This is a genomic window from Tersicoccus sp. Bi-70 (genome assembly GCF_001968825.1).
GTDB lineage: Bacteria > Actinomycetota > Actinomycetes > Actinomycetales > Micrococcaceae > Tersicoccus.
The window spans coordinates 260,875-279,626 of sequence record NZ_MIEU01000002.1; the positions used below are offsets into that span (position 1 = coordinate 260,875).

Sequence of the window (18,752 nt, forward strand, 5' to 3'; positions counted from 1 at the left end):
CCCCAACCTACGACGGTCGGTTCAGCCCCGGAAGGCACTCAGGGGAGGACCACGACCTGCGCGCCGAACACGAGGCCGGCGCCGAAGCCGATCTGCAGCGACAGACCGCCGTGCAGCTCCGGGTTCTCGGCCAGCAGCCGGTGCGTGGCCAGGGGGATCGATGCGGCCGAGGTGTTGCCGGACTCGGCGATGTCACGCGCGATGACGACGGACTCGGGCAGCTTGAGCTGCTTGGCCATCTCGTCGATGATCCGCATGTTCGCCTGGTGCGGCACGAACGCGGCCAGGTCGTCCGCCGTGATGCCGGCGGCCTCGAGCGCCTGCTTGGCCACCTTCGCCATCTCCCAGACGGCCCAGCGGAACACGGTCTGGCCGTCCTGGCGCAGCGTGGGCCACAGCTGGGCCTCCGTCTCGAGCGCGGTGACGGCGCCCTCGGCGTCGTTCTGCGCGGCCGCGGAGAGCGCCTTGACCTCGAGCAGCGAGTGGGTCATGCCGATGGTGTCCCAGTGGGAACCGTCGGATCCCCAGATGGACGGGCCGATGCCGGGCACGTCCGAGGGTCCGACGACGACGGCGCCCGCGCCGTCCCCGAGCAGGAACGAGATCGTCCGCTCGTGGTTGTCGATGACGTCGGAGAGCTTCTCGACGCCGACGACGAGAACGTGGTCGGCCGCACCGGAGCGGACGAGGGCGTCGGCCTGGGCGATGCCGTAGCAGTACCCGGCGCAGGCCGCGGAGACGTCGTACGCGGGGGCCGGCGTGGCACCGATCCGGTCGGTCAACTGCGCCGCCAGCGACGGCGTGGCGTAGGGGTGGGTCACGGTCGCGACGATGACGGCGTCGATGTCGTCGCCGGTCAGGTCGGCCGAGCGCAGCGCCTCCTGCGCGGCGCCGAGCGCCATGTCGAGGATCGACGTGTGCTCACCGGCGCGGTGCCGCGTGATGATGCCCGTGCGCTTGCGAATCCACTCGTCCGAGGAGTCGATCCACTGACAGACGTCCTCGTTGGTGACGATCTGGTCGGGCCGGAACGCGCCGATGCCGAGGATCCGCGCGTGCTCACGGGTGGGGGACTGCTGCAGAGTCGGGCTCACGCCTGTCCTTCATTCGTCGGGGCCGCGGTCGCCGCACGGGCGGCCACGAAGTCGCGGGCGGCCGGCAGGTCGTCCGGGGTCGAGAGGGCGAAGCTGGCGACCCCGCGCAGGCCGCGCTTGGCCAGTCCGGTCAGGGTACCGGCCGGCGGCAGCTCGAGCAGACCGGTGACGCCGGCCTCGGCGAGCGTCTGCATGCAGGCGTCCCAGCGGACGGGGCGGGAGACCTGGCCGATCAGGGCCGCGAGTGTCGCGTCGCCGCTGGTGACCGGCGTGCCGTCCCGGTTGGACAGCAGCGTGCGCGTGGGGGCGGTGGGGTGCAGGGAGGGCGCCAGGCCCTCGAGGGCGGCGACCGCCGGCTGCATGTGGGCGGTGTGGAACGCGCCGGCGACCTTCAGCGGGATGACGCGGGCGCGGGCCGGCGGGGCAGCGACCAGCGCATCGAGCTGGGGCAGCGTGCCGGCGGCGACGATCTGCCCGCCGCCGTTCATGTTCGCCGGGGTCAGCCCGGCCGCCTCGATCGCGGCGAGCACCTCGTCCTCGACGCCGCCGACGACGGCGGCCATCCCGGTGGGCTCGGCGGCGGCCGCACGGGCCATGGCGGTGGAGCGTTCCTTCACGAAGGCCATGCCGTCGGCCTCGGTCAGGGCACCGGCGAGCACGGCGGCCGTGATCTCGCCGACGGAGTGGCCGGCCAGGACGACGCCGTCGGGAACGCCGCTCTCACCGAAGAGAGCGCGCGCACCGACGAGGCCGGCCGCCACGATGAGCGGCTGGGCGACGGCGGTGTCCTTGATGGTCTCGGCGTCCGAGACGGTCCCGTGGGCGACGAGATCGATGCCGGTGGCATCGCTCAGGGCCCGCAGCAGCGGTTCGGCTCCGTCGAGTTCGAGCCACGGCGAGAGGAAGCCCGGGGTCTGGGAGCCCTGTCCAGGGCAGACGATCGCAAGCACCATTCCACCCTTTCACCAGCTCCGGGTCCACCGCCGGATTCGAGGCACCAACGTCGCGCACCCGTCTTGTAGGAAACCTACAAGACGGCGCGATCCGCGGACCTGGGGGCGGCGGCGTCGGCACCGCCGACGCCGGCATCCAGCCGGCCAGCCACGAGGGCGGTCTGCAGCACGAACGCCTCGCGGGGGACGAGCGGATCCCAGCCGGTCACGTCGGTCACCTTGCGCAGCCGGTACCGCACGGTGTTGGTGTGGACGAACAGGCTGCGGGCGGTCGCCTCGAGCGAGTGGCCGAGCCCCAGGTAGGCCGAGAGGGTCTCCAGCAGCCCGTTCGAGGAGCTGGTCAGCGGGCGGTAGATGGCGCGCACCAGGGCGCGCCGGGCGGCGTCGTCGCCGGCCATCAGCCGCTCGGGCCACAGGTCGTCGGCGGCCACCGGCCGCGGTGCATCCGGCCACGCCCGCGCTGCTGCCAGGCCGGAGAACGCGGCCTGCGCCGCGGGACCGGCGTCCACCAGGGAGGCGGCGGGGCCCGCGTGCACGATCGGGCCGTCCCCGAAGACGGGGGCGAGCTTGACGAGGGCGGTCTCCCGGTCCCGCAGCCCGCCGAGCAGGAGCAGGAGCCGGTCGCTCTGGATCCCGACGAGCGTGTCCTCGGCCAGCCGTTTGGTGGTCCGGCGCAGGCCGGAGAGGTACGCGGGGTGAGGGTCGGGGGGTGCGGCGCCGACGACGACCGTGACTTCCGCCTTGCTGCTCCAGCCCAGCGCCGCGATGCGGGAGCGCAGCGAGTCGGGGCTCTCCCCGCGCAGGATGCCGTCGACGACGAGGGCCTCCAGCCGCGTGTCCCAGGAGCCGCGGGTCTCGGCGGCCCGGGCGTAGACGTCGGCCGCGGCGAACGCGACCTCCCGCGAGTAGCGCAGCACCGCCTCGCGCAGGGCCGGCTGTTCGGGCTCGGCCGCCAGGTCCGGAACCCGCTGCTCGACGGTGTCGACGACGATGCGGATCAGCTGCAGGGCCTTCTGCAGGCTGATCGACCGGGTCAGCTCGGTCGGAGCGGTGCCGAACACGTCGGACATCACCCACGCCGGGTTGCCGGGCTTCTCGTACCAGGTGACGAAGGACGCGATGCCCTTCTGGGCGACCAGGCCGAGGGCGGAGCGCTCGTCCGGGCGCAGGTGCCGGTACCAGGGCAGCGCGGAGTCGAGGCGACGCAGGGTCACGGTGGACAGGCTGCCGATGTTCGAGCGCAGGGCCTCGAGGGTCCGGGCGCGCTCCGCGGCCTCCGACGCCGACTCCGACGCCGTCTCCGGCGTCTCTGGCGACTGAGCCTCCGGCGTCGGTCCGGCAGCCGGCTCCTCCGACGACACCGACGAGGCCGACGACGGATCGGTGTCCTCGGCGCGGGCGGTGGCCTGGCCCTGCTGAACGCTCATGTCCCGAGCATACGGCCGCAGGCGGCACCGGCCCGGGTTGTGCACTCCCTACAAAGAGCGGCGGGCCGGACGACGCCGCGAGGCCGCCGCACGGGTGTGCGACGGCCTCGGGAACGGAACGGTGGTGCGGACCGGACGGGTCAGGACTCCCCGCCGGCGTTGCCGGACTTGCCGGCGCGCACGTCGTGTAACTGGTACTTCTCGATCGCCTGGGCCGGGGCCTTCACGTCGACCTCACCGCGGCGGGCGAGCATCTCGAGCGCCCGCACCACCATCGAGTGAGAGTCGATGTGGAAGTACCGCCGGGCCGCGGCGCGGGTGTCGGCGAAGCCGAAGTCGTTGCCGCCGAGGGTGGCGAACTCGTTCGGGATGAACTGCCGGATGCCGTCGGGCAGCTCGGACCGGTAGTCCGTCGTCGCGATGACCGGGCCGGTGGCACCGGCCAGGCGCTGGGTGACGAACGGGACCCGCGGCTCGGCGTCCGGGTCGAGGAAGGCGTCGCGCTCGGCGGCCAGGCCGTCCCGGCGAAGCTCGACCCAGGACGTCACGGACCACACGTCGGCGGAGACGTTCCAGTCCTCGGCGAGAATCCGCTGCGCGTCCAGGGCCCACGGCACGGAGACGCCGGAGCCGAGCAGCTGGACGCGGGGGCCGTCGATGTCGGCCTCCTTGATCCGGTGGATGCCCTTGACGATGCCCTCGACGTCGACGTCCGCGGGCTCGGCCGGCTGGACGATCGGCTCGTTGTAGACCGTCAGGTAGTAGATCTTGTTCGGGTCCTCCGAGTCCGGCCCGTACATCTCCTCGAGACCGGCCTTGACGATGTGCGCGATCTCGTACCCGTAGGCCGGGTCGTAGGTGCGCACCGCCGGGTTGGTGGAGGCGAGGACGGGGGAGTGCCCGTCCATGTGCTGCGTGCCCTCACCGGCCAGGGTGGTGATGCCGGCGGTGGCGCCGATCAGGAACCCGCGGGCCAGCTGGTCCGCGGCCGCCCAGATGAAGTCGCCCGTGCGCTGGAAGCCGAACATCGAGTAGAAGACGTACACCGGGATCAGCGGTTCGCCGTGGGTGGCGTAGGACGTGCCGGACGCGGTGAACGCGGAGACGGCACCGGCCTCGTTGATGCCCACGTGGAAGATCTGCCCCTGCGGCGACTCCTTGTACGCGAGCATGAGATCGCGGTCCACGGAGATGTAGTTCTGGCCGAGCGGGTTGTAGATCTTCGACGTCGGGAAGAACGAGTCCATGCCGAAGGTGCGGGCCTCGTCCGGGATGATCGGCACGACGCGCTTGCCGAACTCCTTGTCCCGCATCAGGTCCTTGAGCAGCCGGACGAACGCCATGGTGGTGGCCGCCTGCTGCTTGCCGGAGCCGCGCTTGGCGACGTCGTACGCCTTGTCCTCGGGCAGCTTCACCTCGGCGCGCTGGTCCCGCCGCTCGGGCACGTTGCCACCGAGAGCCCGGCGCCGCTCGAGCATGTACTTGATCGTGGGATCGTCGGGGCCCGGGTGGTAGTACGGCGGGTTGTAGAGATCGTTCTCCAGGTCCTCGTCCGAGAACGGCATCCGCAGGTGGTCCCGGAAGTTCTTCAGGTCCTCGAGGGTCAGCTTCTTCATCTGGTGGGTCGCGTTGCGGCCCTCGAAGTGCGCTCCGAGACCGTAGCCCTTGACCGTGGCGGCCAGGATGACGGTCGGCTTGCCCTTGAACTCGGTGGCGGCCTTGTAGGCGGCGTACACCTTGCGGTAGTCGTGGCCGCCGCGCTTGAGCTGCCAGATCTCCTCGTCGCTCATGTCCGCGACCATGGCCTTGGTCTGCGGGGAGCGGCCGAAGAAGTGGTCGCGCACGAACCCACCGGACTCCGCCTTGAAGGTCTGGTAGTCGCCGTCGGGCGTGGTGTTCATGATCTCGACGAGCGCGCCGTCGTCGTCCTTGTCCAGGAGGGCATCCCACTCCCGGCCCCACACGACCTTGATGACGTTCCATCCCGCGCCGCGGAAGAACGCCTCGAGCTCCTGCATGATCTTGCCGTTGCCGCGCACGGGACCGTCGAGGCGCTGCATGTTGCAGTTGATGACGAAGTTGAGGTTGTCGAGTCCCTCGTTCGCGGCCAGCTGCAGGGCGCCGCGGCTCTCGGGCTCGTCCATCTCGCCGTCGCCGAGGAACGCCCAGACCTGCTGGTCGGACGTGTCCTTGAGGCCGCGGTTCTCCAGGTACCGGTTCATCGACGCCTGGTAGATGGCGTTGGTCGGGCCGATGCCCATGGAGACGGTCGGGAACTCCCAGAAGTCCGGCATCATGCGCGGGTGCGGGTAGGAGGAGAGGCCGTTGGGGGCCGCCGACTTCTCCTGCCGGAAGCCGTTCATCTGCTCCTCGGTGAGGCGACCCTCGAGGAACGCGCGCGCGTACATGCCCGGGGAGGCGTGGCCCTGGAAGAAGACCTGGTCACCGCCGCTGGGGTGGTCCTTGCCGCGGAAGAAGTGGTTCATGCCCACCTCGTACAGGGTGGCCGCGCCCGCGTAGGTGGAGATGTGGCCGCCGACGCCGATGTCGGACCGCTGCGCGCGGTGCACCATGATCGCGGCGTTCCAGCGCAGCCACTTGCGGTACGTGCGCTCGATCTCCTCGTCACCGGGGAACTCGGGCTCCTGGTCCACGGGGATCGTGTTGACGTAGTCCGTGGTCGTGACGAAGGGGACGGCGACGCTGTGCGCGCTCGCCCGCTGCAGCAGCGAGCGGATGATGAACTCCGCGCGCTTGGTGCCCTCCGCGTCCAGCAGCCCGTCGAAGGACTCGAGCCACTCCGCGGTCTCCTCGGGATCCGCGTCCGGCAGACTGGTGGTCAGCGCGCTGCGGATGTTCTTGATGTCTTCGGTCGCCACATTCAACCTCTCTGTCTGTGCGTGAAGCACCCGGACTGCGGTCGCTGATGATGGGTGACCGCAGACCGCTGTCCGCTCCGGTGCGGCCCCACGGTACGGGGGCAGCCCGAAGGGCAGGCGGCGTCTGGGTGCCACTCTAGCCCCGAATCACGCCGGAAACGTACGAGCCTCTTCCACTTCGCGAAATCCGTATTCCGTCATGCGGTTATCGTGACGCGCCTCACGCTCGTCCGCGGGCGTCGCGACACCGGCGTGCTGCTTGATGAGGAACTCGAAAGGGTGTTGTCTGGTTACAGTCCGCCTCGTCCGGTTCTCTCGGCCGGGGCGGTCATCACACGCAGGATCACCACACCTATGGACAAGGGATCGGGAGGACATTCGTGAGCGAGGCAGACGCCGTCGCGAGCAGCGCCGCCGCCAAGCTGGGTTTGAAGAAGGACGACCTCGTCCAGGAGTTCGGGTACGACGACGACGTCGACTTCGACCTCCGGGAGGACATCGAGGAGACGGTCGGCTCGGAGCTGCTGGACGAGGACGATCATGAGGTCGCGGACGCCGCCCTGCTGTGGTGGCGCGAAGGGGACGGAGACCTGGTCGACGCCCTCGTCGACTCGCTGACCACCCTGGAGGAGAACGCCGTCGTCTGGGTCCTCACCCCGAAGGCCGGCCGCGACGGTTACGTCGCACCCGCCGACATCCAGGAGGCGGCACCGACCGCCGGCCTGCACGTCACCTCCTCGGCCGGGGTCTCCAAGGACTGGTCCGCCACGCGTCTGGTCACCGCACGCCGTCAGTGACGGCCGTCCGCCGCTCATGACCGTGCCGCCGAACCCCCGGATCGGTGCGCCGGCACCCGCCTTCGCCCTCGCCAACCAGCACGGCGAACCGGTGTCACTGGACGGTCAGCGCGGCCACCCCGTCGTGCTCGTCTTTTTCCCGTGGGCCTTCTCCCGGGTGTGCGACGGCGAGCTGAAGGACCTGCGCGACGGCTTCGCCACCGTGGCCGGCTCGGACGTGCGCCTGTTGGCGATCTCGATCGACTCGAAGTTCGCCCTGCGCGCGCTGGCCGACGCCGAGGGGCTCACGTTCGACCTGCTCAGCGACGCCTGGCCGCACGGCGAGGTCGCGCGCCACTACGGCGTCTTCGACGACGAGCGCGGCGCGGCCCGGCGCGGCAGCTTCGTCATCGACGCGCACGGGGTGCTGCGCGCCCGCATCCTGTCCGGCACCAACGACCCACGGAGCCTCGATGAGTACCGCCGCGCGCTGGCATCGCTGGACGCCTGAGCCGGCCCCCACCGGCGACGCCGAGCCGGCCGAGCCGCAGGAGGAGCAGCGCCGCCGGGCCGTGGATCTGCTGTCCGGCCGACGCCTCGCGATCCTCACGGGCGCCGGCCTGAGCACCGACTCCGGCATCCCCGACTACCGCGGACCGCAGGCGAAGCCGCGCACGCCGATGACCTACCAGGAGTTCATCGGCGACCCCCGCCGGCGCCGTCACTACTGGGCCCGCAACCACGTCGGCTACCGGTTCATGTCCGCGACCGTGCCGAACGACGGCCACCGCGCCGTCGCCCGGCTCGAGGCGCGCGGCCTGACCAGCGGCATCATCACCCAGAACATCGACCGGCTGCACGAGGCCGCCGGCGCGCTCAACGTCGTGGACCTGCACGGACGGTTCGATCACGTGATTTGCCTGGACTGCGCCAGCATGGTGCAGCGGGCGCAGCTGGACCGCATCCTCACCGACCTGAACCCCGGCTTCGCCGAGCGGGTCCTCGTGGAGGACGTCGAGGTGGCCCCGGACGCGGACGCGGTGATCGAGTCGACGGCGGACTTCGTCGTCGCCCCCTGCCCGGTGTGCGGCGGGGTGCTCAAACCGGACGTCACCTTCTTCGGCGAGAACGTGCCGCGGGCCCGGGTGGCGCGCAGCTACGGCCTCGTCGAGTGCGCGGAGGGGCTCCTGGTCGCGGGGTCGTCGCTGGCTGTGATGAGCGGGCTGCGCTTCGTCCGGCGGGCCCACCAGCTCGGCCTCCCGGTCGTCATCGTCAATCGCGGGCAGACCCGGGGCGACGACCGGGCGAGCCTGCTGGTCCAGGCCGGGGTCAGCGAGACGTTGACCGCGCTGGCGGAGGAACTGCCGGACCTGTCCCGGTAGGGCCGGCACCGAACGCACGAGCCAGGAGGAAGCGATGGTCGACGGAGTGACCCGGGCCGATCCGATGGGCGTGCTGCGCCGCCGGACCAGCGAGAAGTGGCGGACATACCCGGAGGACGTGCTGCCCATGTTCGTCGCCGAGATGGACTACCCGCTGGCGCCGGCCATCACCGCGGCGCTGCGCGAGGCGATCGAGGTCGGCGACACCGGGTACGTCGACCCGCACGACACCGGCGCGGCGGAGGCCTTCGCCCGCTTCGCCGCCCGGACGTGGGACTGGTCGCCGTCCCCGGAGCGGATGGGCTGGACGACCGACGTCAGCGTCGTCATCGTCGAGTCCCTGCGCCGGCTGATCGAACCCGGCGACGGCGTCATCATCACGCCGCCGGTGTACCCGCCGTTCTTCACGCTGATCCCGGAGGCCGGCGGCACCGTGGTCGAGGTGCCGCTGCTGGACGGCGGCAACGCGTATGCCCTCGACCTCGACGGCATCGACGCGGCGCTGGCCCGGGGCGCGCGGGCCGTCCTGCTGTGCAATCCGCACAACCCCGTGGGCCTCGTCCACGGCCGGCAGGAGCTCGTCGAGCTCTCCCGCGTCGTGGATCGGCACGGGGCGAGCGTGGTCAGCGACGAGATCCACGCCCCGCTCACGCACCGGCGGGAGCGGTTCACCCCGTACCTGAGCGTCTCCGACGAGGCGCGCCACCACGGCATCACGGCCGCGTCCGGCAGCAAGGCGTTCAACCTCGCGGGGCTGAAGACGGCGATGTTCGTCGCCGGATCGGACCGGATGACCGGGCTGATCCGGTCCCTGCCCGAGGAGGTGCTCTTCCGCACCGGCCTGTTCGGCCTGATCGCCACCCGCGCCGGCTTCGCGCACGGCCAGGACTGGCTGCGCGGCACCCTCGCGGCCATCGAGGACAACGTCGCCCTGCTGGAGCGCGAACTGGCCACGAAGCTGCCGACCGTCCGGCTCCGCCACCCGCAGGCCACCTACCTGGCCTGGCTCGACCTCTCCGCACTCGGCTGGGGCGAGGACCCGGCGCAGTACGCGCTCGAGCACGCCCGCGTCGCGCTGGGCAACGGCCCGCAGTTCGGCACCCAGGGCGCCGGGTACGCCCGGATGAACCTGGCCTGCGCACCCGAGACGGTGGTGGAGGCCGTGGACCGGCTGGCGGCCGCCGCGGGCTGACTCGTCAGGGCGATGACGTGCGGCGCGGCCCTGGTCGCCGGGGCGCTGGCCTGCCGGTAGACTCCTGCACCGACCCCGGGACCGGCCGTGATGCCGTCGCCGGGGGCCGGTCGGAACGGCCGGAGGGCCTTTAGCTCAGCTGGTAGAGCGTCACGTTTACACCGTGAATGTCGTCGGTTCGATCCCGGCAGGGCCCACCCCGTGACTCCCCGGAGAGGAGCAGCACGCGTGCACCGGACGCCGACACCGGCACCCGATCGGATCGAGGTGCGCGGCGCCCGCGTGCACAACCTGCGCAACATCGACGTCGACATCCCGCTGGGCCGGCTGGTCGCGATCGCCGGCGTCTCGGGGTCCGGCAAGTCCTCGCTGGCCATGGGGGTGCTCTACGCCGAGGGCTCCCGCCGCTACATCGAGGCCCTGTCGACCTACACGCGCCGCCGTCTCGGCCAGGCCTCGCACGCCGACGTCGACCGCGTCAGCCACGTCCCCGCCGCCCTCGCTCTCCGGCAGCGGCCCGGCGTCCCCGGCATCCGTTCCACCTTCGGCACGTCGAGCGAACTGCTCAACGTGCTCCGCCTGATGTTCTCCCGGCTGGCCTCCCACCTCTGCCCGAACGGGCACCGCCAGCCGCCCACCCTCCAGGTCGCCGCCGAGGAACCCGTGGTGTGCGGCGTGTGCGGTGCGGTGTTCACCCCGCCGGGCGCCGAGGCCCTGGCCTTCAACTCCGGTGGCGCCTGCCCCACGTGCGAGGGCATCGGCACCGTCCGCGAGGTCGACGACGCCACCCTCATCCGCGACCCGGGCCTGAGCCTCGACGAGGGCGCCGTTGTGCCCTGGCAGATGTTCGGGTTCAACGTCCAGCCGCAGATCGCCCGCGAGTTCGGGGTGCGCACCGACGTGCCGTGGCGGGAGCTGACCGACGCCGAGAAGGACATCGTCCTCGCCGGCCCCGAGGAGAAGAAGCACATCACCTTCACCTCTCTGAAGGGCGTGCACGACCTCGACTTCACCTTCCGCAACGCCCGCCTGACCGTGACGGAGGAGCTCAAGCGGGCCCAGGACGCCAAGCGGCTGGCCCGGGTGGACCGGTTCCTCATCGAGCGCACCTGCCCGGACTGCGGCGGGTCCCGGCTCTCCCCGGCCGCCCGTGCCCCGCAGATCGGTGACCTGGGCCTCGCCGAGGCGACGGCGATGACGCTCGACGACCTGGTCGGCTGGGTGGACACGGTGCCCGCCACCCTGCCTGCACCCATGCTGCCGATGGCGGACAGCCTGATCGGCACCCTGCACCGGGTGGCCCGCCGCCTGGTCGAACTCGGGCTGGACTACCTCACGCTCGACCGGGCGGGCGCGACGCTGTCCACGGGGGAGCGGCAACGAGTCCAGCTGGCCCGGGCGGTGCGCAACGAGACCACCGGCGTGCTCTACGTGCTCGACGAGCCGTCGGTCGGCCTGCACCCGTCCAACCTGCACGGGCTGCAGGGCGTCTTCGAGGACCTGCTCGCCGGTGGCAACTCGATCGTCATGGTCGACCACGACCCGCAGGTGCTCCGCGAGGCGGACCACCTCATCGAGATCGGTCCGGGATCCGGGCGTGACGGCGGCACCGTCGTCCTCACCGGCACCGTCGAGGACCTCGACGCCTCCCCGGACTCCCGGATCGGCGGCTTCCTCAGCGGCCGGGAGCACGTGCTCGTGCGGACGACGGCCGCCGCCGGTCACACCTTCGACCACGGCACCATCCGGTTGCGGACCGACCCGGTGCACACGGTGCACGCGCTCGACGTGGACATCCCGCGCGGCAGGCTGACCGCCGTCACCGGGGTGTCCGGCTCCGGCAAGACGACCCTGGTGCTCGACAGCCTCGTCCCGGCGCTGCGGGCGGAGACGCCCGGCCGGCGTCCTGCCCATGTGCGCGAGGTCGATGCCGCCGGCGTCGAGAAGGTGGACGTCGTCGACGCCACTCCCATCGGCGTCAACGTCCGCTCCACGGTCGCCACCTACTCCGGTGTCCTCGACGACCTGCGCCGGGCGTGGGCGGGGCTGGACCCGGCGAAGGGCGCCGGTCTGACCGTGAGCGACTTCTCCTACAACACCGGCTCCCTGCGGTGCCCCCGCTGCGAGGGGACGGGGGAGATCTCCCTCGACGTGCAGTTCCTGCCCGACGTCGACATCCCGTGCCCGGACTGCGAGGGCCGCCGCTACGGCCCCGACGCCGAGGCGTATCGCCGGGCCTCGGCCACCGGCGCCGGCGACCTGTCGCTGCCCGCCGTGCTCGGGATGACCGTCGTCGAGGCGATCGACCACCTGCGCGACCTGGCCCGCGTGCGCCGGCGGCTGCAGTCGCTCTGCGACGTGGGCCTGGGCTACCTGACACTGGGCGAGGCGACCCCTGCCCTCTCCGGCGGGGAGGCGCAGCGCCTCAAGCTGGTCTCCGAGCTCGGGCGCCGGCAGGAGCACTCCCTGTTCGTCTTCGACGAGCCCACCGTCGGCCTGCACCCGCTCGACGTCCGCACCCTCATCGGCGTGTTCGACCGGCTCGTGGAGGCCGGCGGCACCGTCGTCGTGATCGAGCACGACCTCGACCTGATCGCCAATGCCGATCACGTCATCGACATGGGGCCCTCCGGGGGCGTCGAGGGCGGCCGCATCGTCGCGACCGGCACCCCGCAGCAGGTGGCCGACGACGAGGGCAGCGTGACCGGTCGGTACCTGGCTAAACGGCTGCGCGAGGGCGGGGCCACGCGTCACTAGGATCGACAGGGCACTTCCTATCGTCGGCCGTCCTCGGCCGGTCCGCCTTCAGAACGGGAGAGACATGGAACAGCGCACCATCGAACGCAGCGGCCAGCGAGCGTCGGTCATCGGGCTGGGGACCTGGCAGCTCGGCGCCGACTGGGGCGACGTCCGCGAGGAGGACGCCCTCGCCGTCCTCGGCGCCGCGGCCGACGCCGGCGTCACCTTCTTCGACACGGCCGACGTCTACGGTGACGGCCGGTCCGAGCAGCTGATCGGCCGGTTCCTGCGTGAACGGCCCGACGCCGGCCTGACCGTCGCCACCAAGATGGGCCGCCGCGTCGACCTCGACCCCGCGCTCTACACCCTGGAGAACTTCCGCGCCTGGACGGACCGCTCGCGGCGCAACCTCGGCGTCGACCGGCTCGACCTCGTCCAGCTGCACTGCCCGCCGCCCGCCGTCTACGGCTCCGACGTGGTGTTCGACGCCCTCGACACGCTCGTGGAGGAGGAGCGCATCGCCGCCTACGGCGTGAGCGTGGAGACCTGTGCCGAGGCGCTCGCCGCGATCGCCCGGCCCGGCACGGCGACGGTGCAGATCATCCTCAACCCCTTCCGCCTCAAGCCGGTCACGGAGGTGTTGCCCGCCGCCGTGGAGGCCGGGGTCGGCATCATCGCCCGCGTGCCCCTGGCCAGCGGCCTGCTGTCGGGCAAGTACACCGCGGACACGCAGTTCGCGGACAACGACCACCGCAACTTCAACCGCAACGGTGAGGCCTTCGACCAGGGCGAGACCTTCGCCGGTGTGGACTTCGCCACGGGCGTCGAGGCGGCGCAGGAGTTCGCCGCACTCGTGCCCGAGGGTGCGACGCCGGCCCAGACCGCGCTGCGCTGGATCGTCCAGCAGCCGGGCGTCACCACGGTGATCCCGGGTGCGCGCGACCCCGAACAGGCGCGGGCCAACGCGGACGCCGCCGCCCTCGCCCCGCTGGACGACACCACCCTGACGGCGGTGCAGGACCTCTACGACCGGCGGATCCGCGCCCAGGTGCACCACCGCTGGTAGAGCCGACCGCCGGGCGCGGAGATCCACGCCGGTCCCCTCCCGTCCACGGCAACAGAGTGCACCGGATGGAACCGGCCCGGGCCGCGTCACTAGGATCGATGGAGAGCTTCCCGCCGTCGGGCGCCGTCACGCTCGTCCCGATCGCCATCCGGATCGATGGCGGAGTGCGGACCGACGGCCGCAGCGGGGAGAGGATCCCGACCGGGCGTCGTCCTGTCTGACAGCGGCGCCGTGACCCCTGGAGGAAACATGCCCGACGAGAAGACGTCCGTGCCCACCGCGACGGCGCAGATCGGTGTCACCGGCCTGGCCGTGATGGGCGCCAACCTGGCTCGCAACCTGGCCCGCAACGGCTACACTGTCGCCCTGCACAACCGCACGCAGGCCAAGACCGACGACCTGCTCGCCAAGCACGGCGACGACGGCGACTTCGTGCGCACCGAGACCCTCGAGGAGTTCGTGCAGGCCCTCGAGCGCCCGCGCCGGGTGCTCGTCATGGTCAAGGCCGGCGCTCCGGTCGACGCCGTCATCGAGCAGCTGGTGCCGCTGCTCGAGGAGGGCGACATCATCATCGACGGCGGCAACTCCCTCTACCTGGACACCATCCGGCGGGAGAAGGACCTCTCGGAGAAGGGCCTGCACTTCGTGGGCGTCGGTGTCTCCGGCGGTGAGGAGGGCGCGCTGAACGGCCCGTCGATCATGCCGGGCGGGTCCAAGGAGTCGTACGAGTCGCTCGGGCCGATGCTCGAGAAGATCTCGGCCAAGTACAACGGCGAGCCCTGCTGCGCATGGATCGAGACCGATGGCGCCGGCCACTTCGTCAAGATGGTGCACAACGGCATCGAGTACTCCGACATGCAGGTCATCGGAGAGTCCTACGACCTGCTGCGTTCCGGTGCCGGCATCGAGCCCGCCGAGCAGGCGAAGATCTTCACCGAGTGGAACACCGGCCAGCTCAACTCGTTCCTGATCGAGATCACCGCCGAGGTGCTCGGCCACACCGACGCGAGGACGGGCAAGCCGTTCGTCGACGTCGTCGTCGACTCCGCCGGGCAGAAGGGCACCGGCCGCTGGACTGTCATCGCCGCGCTCGAGCTCGGCTCTCCGGTCAGCGGCATCGCCGAGTCCGTGTTTGCCCGCGGGCTCTCCTCCCAGCGGGATCAGCGCGCCGTCGCCCAGGACACGCTGTCCGCGGGCACCGGCGATGTGACGGTGCCGGAGACCTTCGTCGACGACGTGCGGCAGGCGCTCTACGCGTCCAAGCTGGTCAGCTACGCGCAGGGCCTGGACATGCTCAACCTGGCCGGCAAGCAGTACGACTGGGACCTGAAGCTGGACAAGATCGCGTCCCTGTGGCGGGCCGGCTGCATCATCCGCGCCGAGCTGCTCGACGACATCATGAAGGCGTACGCGCCGGGCAACGAGCCGGAGAACCTGCTGTTCGCGCCCGCGTTCGCGAAGGCCATCGGCGAGGCCGTGCCGGCATGGCGACGCGTCGTGGCGACCGCCGCGCAGCTGGGCATCCCGACGCCGGTGTTCTCCTCGACCCTGGCCTACTACGACGGCCTGCGGCGCGACCGGCTGCCGGCGGCGCTGACGCAGGGCCTGCGGGACCTGTTCGGCGCGCACACCTACAACCGCGTCGACGGTGAGGGCACGTTCCACACCCTGTGGGGCGAGGACAAGAGCGAGATCGAGGCCGTCGACACGCACTGACCTCGCGGCTTCACGACGAAGGGGCGCCCCGGCTCATCCGGGGCGCCCCTTCGTGGTCACCGGCGATCGGACGGCCCGGCCTCCGTCCCACGACCCGCCGTGCATGCCGGGGATAGGGCGTTGTATCCCGGCGGCGACGGCGTGTCGGGGGACCGGGCGCGGGTGTCCTGAACGCGACAGCGCCCGGCCCACCCGACATCGCTTATCGGGGGACCGGGCGCTGCCGGCGTCGGATGTGCTGCTGCTCAGATCCACATCGCCGGGTCGATCCACACGGCGGGATCGACCAGCGGCGCGTTCTCCTGCTCGGAGCGCTTCGGGCGGGCGTTCGCGGGCACGCCGGTGAGGATCGAGTTCTCCGGCGCGTCCTTGACGACGACGGCGTTCGCTCCGACCGCGGACCCGGCGCCGAGGACCACGGGACCGAGGATCTTCGCCCCCGCTCCGATCGTGACGCCGTCGCCGATGGTCGGGTGCCGCTTGACCCGGGCCAGCGAGCGACCGCCGAGGGTGACCCCGTGATAGATCATCACGTCGTCACCGATCTCCGCGGTCTCGCCGATCACCACGCCCATCCCGTGGTCGATGAAAAACCGCCGCCCGATGGTCGCCCCCGGGTGGATCTCGATGCCCGTCGCGGTCCGGGCCACCTGGGAGATGACCCGCGCGAGCGTGCGGGTCGACTCCTGCTGCCACAGCCGGTGGGTCAGCCGGTGCGCCCAGATCGCGTGCAGGCCCGAGTACACGACCGCGACCTCGAGGTCGCCCCGGGCGGCCGGGTCGTGGGTACGGGCGGTCTGCAGGTCCTCGCGGAGACGGGAGAGGAAGCGCACGGTGTCCTTCTGATACGTGGTGACGGGGGGCGTGACGGTGCCGGGGTCAGCCCCGGATGTCCTCGTAGAGGAGCGTGGAGATGTACCGCTCGCCGTAGTCGCAGACGACCGCGACGATGAGCTTGCCCTCGTTCTCGGGGCGCTTGGCCAGCTCCAGGGCTGCCCAGACGATGGCGCCCGAGGAGATGCCGCCGAGGATGCCCTCGCGGGAGGCCAGTTCACGGGAGACGCGCACCGAGTCCTCGATGCTCGCGTCGAGTACCTCGTCGTAGATCTCGGTGTCGAGGACCTCGGGGACGAAGTTGGCGCCGATGCCCTGGATCTTGTGCGGGCCGGGCTTGCCGCCGTTGAGGATCGCGGAGTCCTTCGGCTCGACCGCCACGATCTGCACCCCGGGCTTGCGTTCCTTCAGGACCTGTCCGACGCCGGTGATGGTGCCGCCCGTGCCGACGCCGGCCACGAAGACGTCGACCGCACCGTCGGTGTCGGCCCACACCTCTTCGGCGGTGGTCTGCCGGTGCACGGCCGGGTTCGCGGTGTTGGCGAACTGCTGCGCCCAGATGGCGTTCTCGGTGGTGTTGACGATCTCCTGCGCCTTGTCGACGGCGCCGCGCATGCCCTCGGAGCCCGGCGTGAGGACGATCTCCGCGCCGTACGCGCGCAGCATCACCCGGCGCTCGGTCGACATGGTCTCCGGCATCGTGAGGATCACCTTGTAGCCGCGGGCCGCGCCGACCATCGCGAGCGCGATCCCGGTGTTGCCGCTGGTGCCCTCGACGATGGTGCCGCCGGGGTGCAGGGCGCCGGCCTTCTCGGCCGCATCGACGATCGCGACCCCGATCCGGTCCTTGACCGAGTTGGCGGGGTTGTAGAACTCGAGCTTCACGGCCACGTCGCCGGGCAGCCCCTCCGTCAGCCGGTTGAGCCGCACCAGGGGGGTGCCGCCGACCAGCTGCGTGACGTCGTCGTAGATGCGTGCCATGATCTCGCTCTCTGCTTCGGATGGAACCCGGACGAACCGGGGAACGGATGATGCGCGGCCTCGGGCCCGCGCGCCGTCAGGCGGTTCGGGCCGGGCTTCGGGCCGATCAAGTGTAGCGGGAGCAGCCTGAGCCGATCAGGCCACGAGCCACTGCGAGTAATACTTCCGGGCCTTCGCCAGCTTCGGGTTGATGATCACCTGGCAGTAGCCGTTGCCCGGCTGCTGGGAGTAGAAGTCCTGGTGCACGTCCTCGGCGGGGTACCAGGTCGACGCACGGGTCACCTCGGTGACGATCGGCTTGTCCCACTGGTCCTGCGCGCGGCCGATCGCGTCCACGAACTCCTGCCGCTGCTGGTCGTCGGTGTAGAACATCGCCGACCGGTACTGGGTGCCGACGTCGTAGCCCTGCCGGTTCAGCGTCGTCGGGTCGTGCGTCGCGAAGAAGACGTCCAGGATCACCTCGGCCGGGATCACCGTCTCGTCGAAGGTCACCTTCACCGCCTCCGCGTGACCGGTCGTGCCGCTGCACACCGTGTAGTAGTCCGGGTTCGGGTAGCCGCCGCCGGTGTATCCGGACTCGACGTCGGCCACGCCCTTGAGCCGTCGGTAGACGGCGTCCAGGCACCAGAAACATCCTCCAGCCAGTACATAAGTCTTCACGTGCTGGTCCAACCCCCGGCGGGCTGGGATCATTCCCGGCCGACGCGAGCACCGTGCCACAGGCGAACACGCAGGCGAACACGCAGCGAACACGGGAGCGGACACGGGGGCTGCAGGTGAGCCTGCGGTAGAACTGGAGGCATGGACGCCCCGCACGAGGACCCCCGACCGGACGCCCGGACCCCCACGCTCGGCTGCGTGTGCGAGCTGGTGGAGGAGCTGTGGCCGCGCTCCCTGGCCGAGGGCTGGGACGCGGTGGGGCTCGTCGTCGGGCGCGGGGAACGGCCGGTACGGCGCATCCTGTTCGCGGTCGACCCGGTCGCCGCGGTCGTCGAGGAGGCCGTCGACTGGGACGCGGACCTGCTCATCACCCACCACCCGCTGCTGCTGCGGGCGGTCACCTCGGTGGCCGCCGACGGGTACAAGGGCCGGCTGGTGCACCGGCTGATCGAGTCCTCCTGCGGTCTGCTGACCGCCCACACCAACGCCGACAGCGCCATCGGCGGCGTCTCCGACGTGCTCGCCGACGCCCTCGGGATCCGGGACGCGCGACCGCTGCAGGCCACCGCCGACGGGCTGGACGAGGAGGGCATCGGCCGCGTGGGGGAGCTGGACGACGTCAGCACCCTCGCCGACTTCGCCGCCCGGGTGTTCGGCCTCCTGCCCGCCGTCGCCGGCGGGGTGCGCGTCTCCGGGGACCCCGACGGGCTGGTGCGGACGGTGGCGATCTGCGGGGGAGCCGGCGATTCGCTGTTCGACGCGGTGCGGGCCGCCCGGGCCGACGTGTACGTGACCGCGGACCTGCGCCACCACCCGGCGTCGGAGGCGCGGGAGGCGGCGATCGCGGACCGGCCCTACCTCGTGGACGTCTCCCACTTCGCGAGCGAGTGGCTGTGGCTGCCGGTCGGCGCCCGCGCGCTGGAGCGGGCGCTGCAGGACCACGGACTCGACGCCGAGGTGCGGGTCAGCCAGGTCAACACCGACCCGTGGGACTTCATCCTCACCCCCTGACGACCGGCCCGTGGCCGCGCCGGTGCGCTGCACTAGGGTGAG

General features: G+C 71.5%; 15 protein-coding genes and 1 tRNA gene. 9 read left to right on the forward strand and 7 right to left on the reverse strand.

Annotated features, from left to right (window positions below; translation table 11 throughout):
* Window positions 1–38: 38 nt before the first annotated feature.
* The 4 genes from BGP79_RS01365 to aceE all read right to left on the reverse strand — a co-directional run bounded on the left by BGP79_RS01365 (window position 39) and on the right by aceE (window position 6,353).
* Complete coding sequence (locus BGP79_RS01365; protein ID WP_076692876.1) at window positions 39–1,094, reverse strand: beta-ketoacyl-ACP synthase III; 1,056 nt, start codon at window positions 1,092–1,094, stop codon at window positions 39–41.
* The gene (locus BGP79_RS01370; protein ID WP_076693270.1) at window positions 1,091–2,044 is read right to left on the reverse strand and encodes an ACP S-malonyltransferase; all 954 of its coding nucleotides are present in this window, start codon (window positions 2,042–2,044) and stop codon (window positions 1,091–1,093) included. The genes BGP79_RS01365 and BGP79_RS01370 overlap by 4 nt, the downstream gene beginning before the upstream one ends.
* Before the next feature lie 77 nt (window positions 2,045–2,121).
* A complete protein-coding gene (locus tag BGP79_RS01375) occupies window positions 2,122–3,474 on the reverse strand; it encodes a CdaR family transcriptional regulator (protein WP_083701449.1) in 1,353 nt (450 codons plus the stop codon).
* Window positions 3,475–3,614: 140 nt separating this feature from the next.
* Window positions 3,615–6,353, reverse strand: coding sequence for a pyruvate dehydrogenase (acetyl-transferring), homodimeric type (gene aceE, locus BGP79_RS01380; protein ID WP_369800140.1), 2,739 nt, complete (start codon window positions 6,351–6,353; stop codon window positions 3,615–3,617).
* Between the two features lie 380 nt (window positions 6,354–6,733).
* Between aceE and BGP79_RS01385 the strand changes: the two genes are divergently transcribed.
* The 8 genes from BGP79_RS01385 (at window position 6,734) to gndA (ending at window position 15,224) form a co-directional block, all read left to right on the forward strand.
* Window positions 6,734–7,150 carry a DUF3052 domain-containing protein gene (locus BGP79_RS01385; protein ID WP_076692878.1) on the forward strand — a complete coding sequence of 139 codons (417 nt, stop codon included), beginning with the start codon at window positions 6,734–6,736 and terminating at the stop codon, window positions 7,148–7,150.
* A 22-nt stretch (window positions 7,151–7,172) separates the two neighbouring features.
* Entirely contained in the window at window positions 7,173–7,640 is a 468-nt protein-coding gene (locus BGP79_RS01390; RefSeq protein ID WP_233121006.1) for a redoxin domain-containing protein, read from the forward strand.
* Window positions 7,603–8,511 carry a Sir2 family NAD-dependent protein deacetylase gene (locus BGP79_RS01395; protein ID WP_083701450.1) on the forward strand — a complete coding sequence of 303 codons (909 nt, stop codon included), beginning with the start codon at window positions 7,603–7,605 and terminating at the stop codon, window positions 8,509–8,511. Before BGP79_RS01390 ends, BGP79_RS01395 begins: the two co-directional genes overlap by 38 nt.
* 34 nt (window positions 8,512–8,545) lie before the next feature.
* Window positions 8,546–9,703 (forward strand): MalY/PatB family protein, encoded by a 1,158-nt coding sequence (locus BGP79_RS01400; protein WP_076692880.1) that lies wholly within the window; start codon window positions 8,546–8,548, stop codon window positions 9,701–9,703.
* Window positions 9,704–9,827: 124 nt separating this feature from the next.
* A tRNA-Val gene (locus BGP79_RS01405) sits at window positions 9,828–9,900 on the forward strand.
* A gap of 31 nt (window positions 9,901–9,931) precedes the next feature.
* A complete protein-coding gene (locus BGP79_RS01410; protein ID WP_143588255.1) occupies window positions 9,932–12,460 on the forward strand; it encodes an excinuclease ABC subunit UvrA in 2,529 nt (842 codons plus the stop codon).
* A 64-nt stretch (window positions 12,461–12,524) separates the two neighbouring features.
* Entirely contained in the window at window positions 12,525–13,508 is a 984-nt protein-coding gene (locus BGP79_RS01415; protein ID WP_076692882.1) for an aldo/keto reductase, read from the forward strand.
* Window positions 13,509–13,757: 249 nt separating this feature from the next.
* Window positions 13,758–15,224 carry an NADP-dependent phosphogluconate dehydrogenase gene (gene gndA / locus BGP79_RS01420; protein WP_076692883.1) on the forward strand — a complete coding sequence of 489 codons (1,467 nt, stop codon included), beginning with the start codon at window positions 13,758–13,760 and terminating at the stop codon, window positions 15,222–15,224.
* A 245-nt stretch (window positions 15,225–15,469) separates the two neighbouring features.
* Here the strand turns inward: gndA and epsC are convergent, their stop codons facing one another.
* The 3 genes from epsC to msrA all read right to left on the reverse strand — a co-directional run bounded on the left by epsC (window position 15,470) and on the right by msrA (window position 17,699).
* The gene (gene epsC / locus BGP79_RS01425; protein ID WP_076692884.1) at window positions 15,470–16,057 is read right to left on the reverse strand and encodes a serine O-acetyltransferase EpsC; all 588 of its coding nucleotides are present in this window, start codon (window positions 16,055–16,057) and stop codon (window positions 15,470–15,472) included.
* A gap of 46 nt (window positions 16,058–16,103) precedes the next feature.
* The gene (gene cysK / locus BGP79_RS01430; RefSeq protein WP_076692885.1) at window positions 16,104–17,039 is read right to left on the reverse strand and encodes a cysteine synthase A; all 936 of its coding nucleotides are present in this window, start codon (window positions 17,037–17,039) and stop codon (window positions 16,104–16,106) included.
* A gap of 135 nt (window positions 17,040–17,174) precedes the next feature.
* Window positions 17,175–17,699 (reverse strand): peptide-methionine (S)-S-oxide reductase MsrA, encoded by a 525-nt coding sequence (gene msrA, locus BGP79_RS01435; protein ID WP_076693273.1) that lies wholly within the window; start codon window positions 17,697–17,699, stop codon window positions 17,175–17,177.
* A gap of 141 nt (window positions 17,700–17,840) precedes the next feature.
* Here msrA and BGP79_RS01440 point away from each other — a divergent pair, with 141 nt between their 5' ends.
* A complete protein-coding gene (locus BGP79_RS01440; RefSeq protein WP_076692886.1) occupies window positions 17,841–18,710 on the forward strand; it encodes a Nif3-like dinuclear metal center hexameric protein in 870 nt (289 codons plus the stop codon).
* Window positions 18,711–18,752: the final 42 nt, after the last annotated feature.

Excerpts from the sequence above, each read along its gene's own strand:
- BGP79_RS01375 (WP_083701449.1), bottom strand. The coding sequence starts at position 3,474 with ATGAGCGTTCAGCAGGGCCAGGCCACCGCCCGCGCCGAGGACACCGAT.
- BGP79_RS01395 (WP_083701450.1), top strand. The coding sequence starts at position 7,603 with ATGAGTACCGCCGCGCGCTGGCATCGCTGGACGCCTGAGCCGGCCCCC.
- BGP79_RS01400 (WP_076692880.1), top strand. The coding sequence starts at position 8,546 with ATGGTCGACGGAGTGACCCGGGCCGATCCGATGGGCGTGCTGCGCCGC.
- BGP79_RS01415 (WP_076692882.1), top strand. The coding sequence starts at position 12,525 with ATGGAACAGCGCACCATCGAACGCAGCGGCCAGCGAGCGTCGGTCATC.
- gndA (WP_076692883.1), top strand. The coding sequence starts at position 13,758 with ATGCCCGACGAGAAGACGTCCGTGCCCACCGCGACGGCGCAGATCGGT.
- cysK (WP_076692885.1), bottom strand. The coding sequence starts at position 17,039 with ATGGCACGCATCTACGACGACGTCACGCAGCTGGTCGGCGGCACCCCC.
- BGP79_RS01440 (WP_076692886.1), top strand. The coding sequence starts at position 17,841 with ATGGACGCCCCGCACGAGGACCCCCGACCGGACGCCCGGACCCCCACG.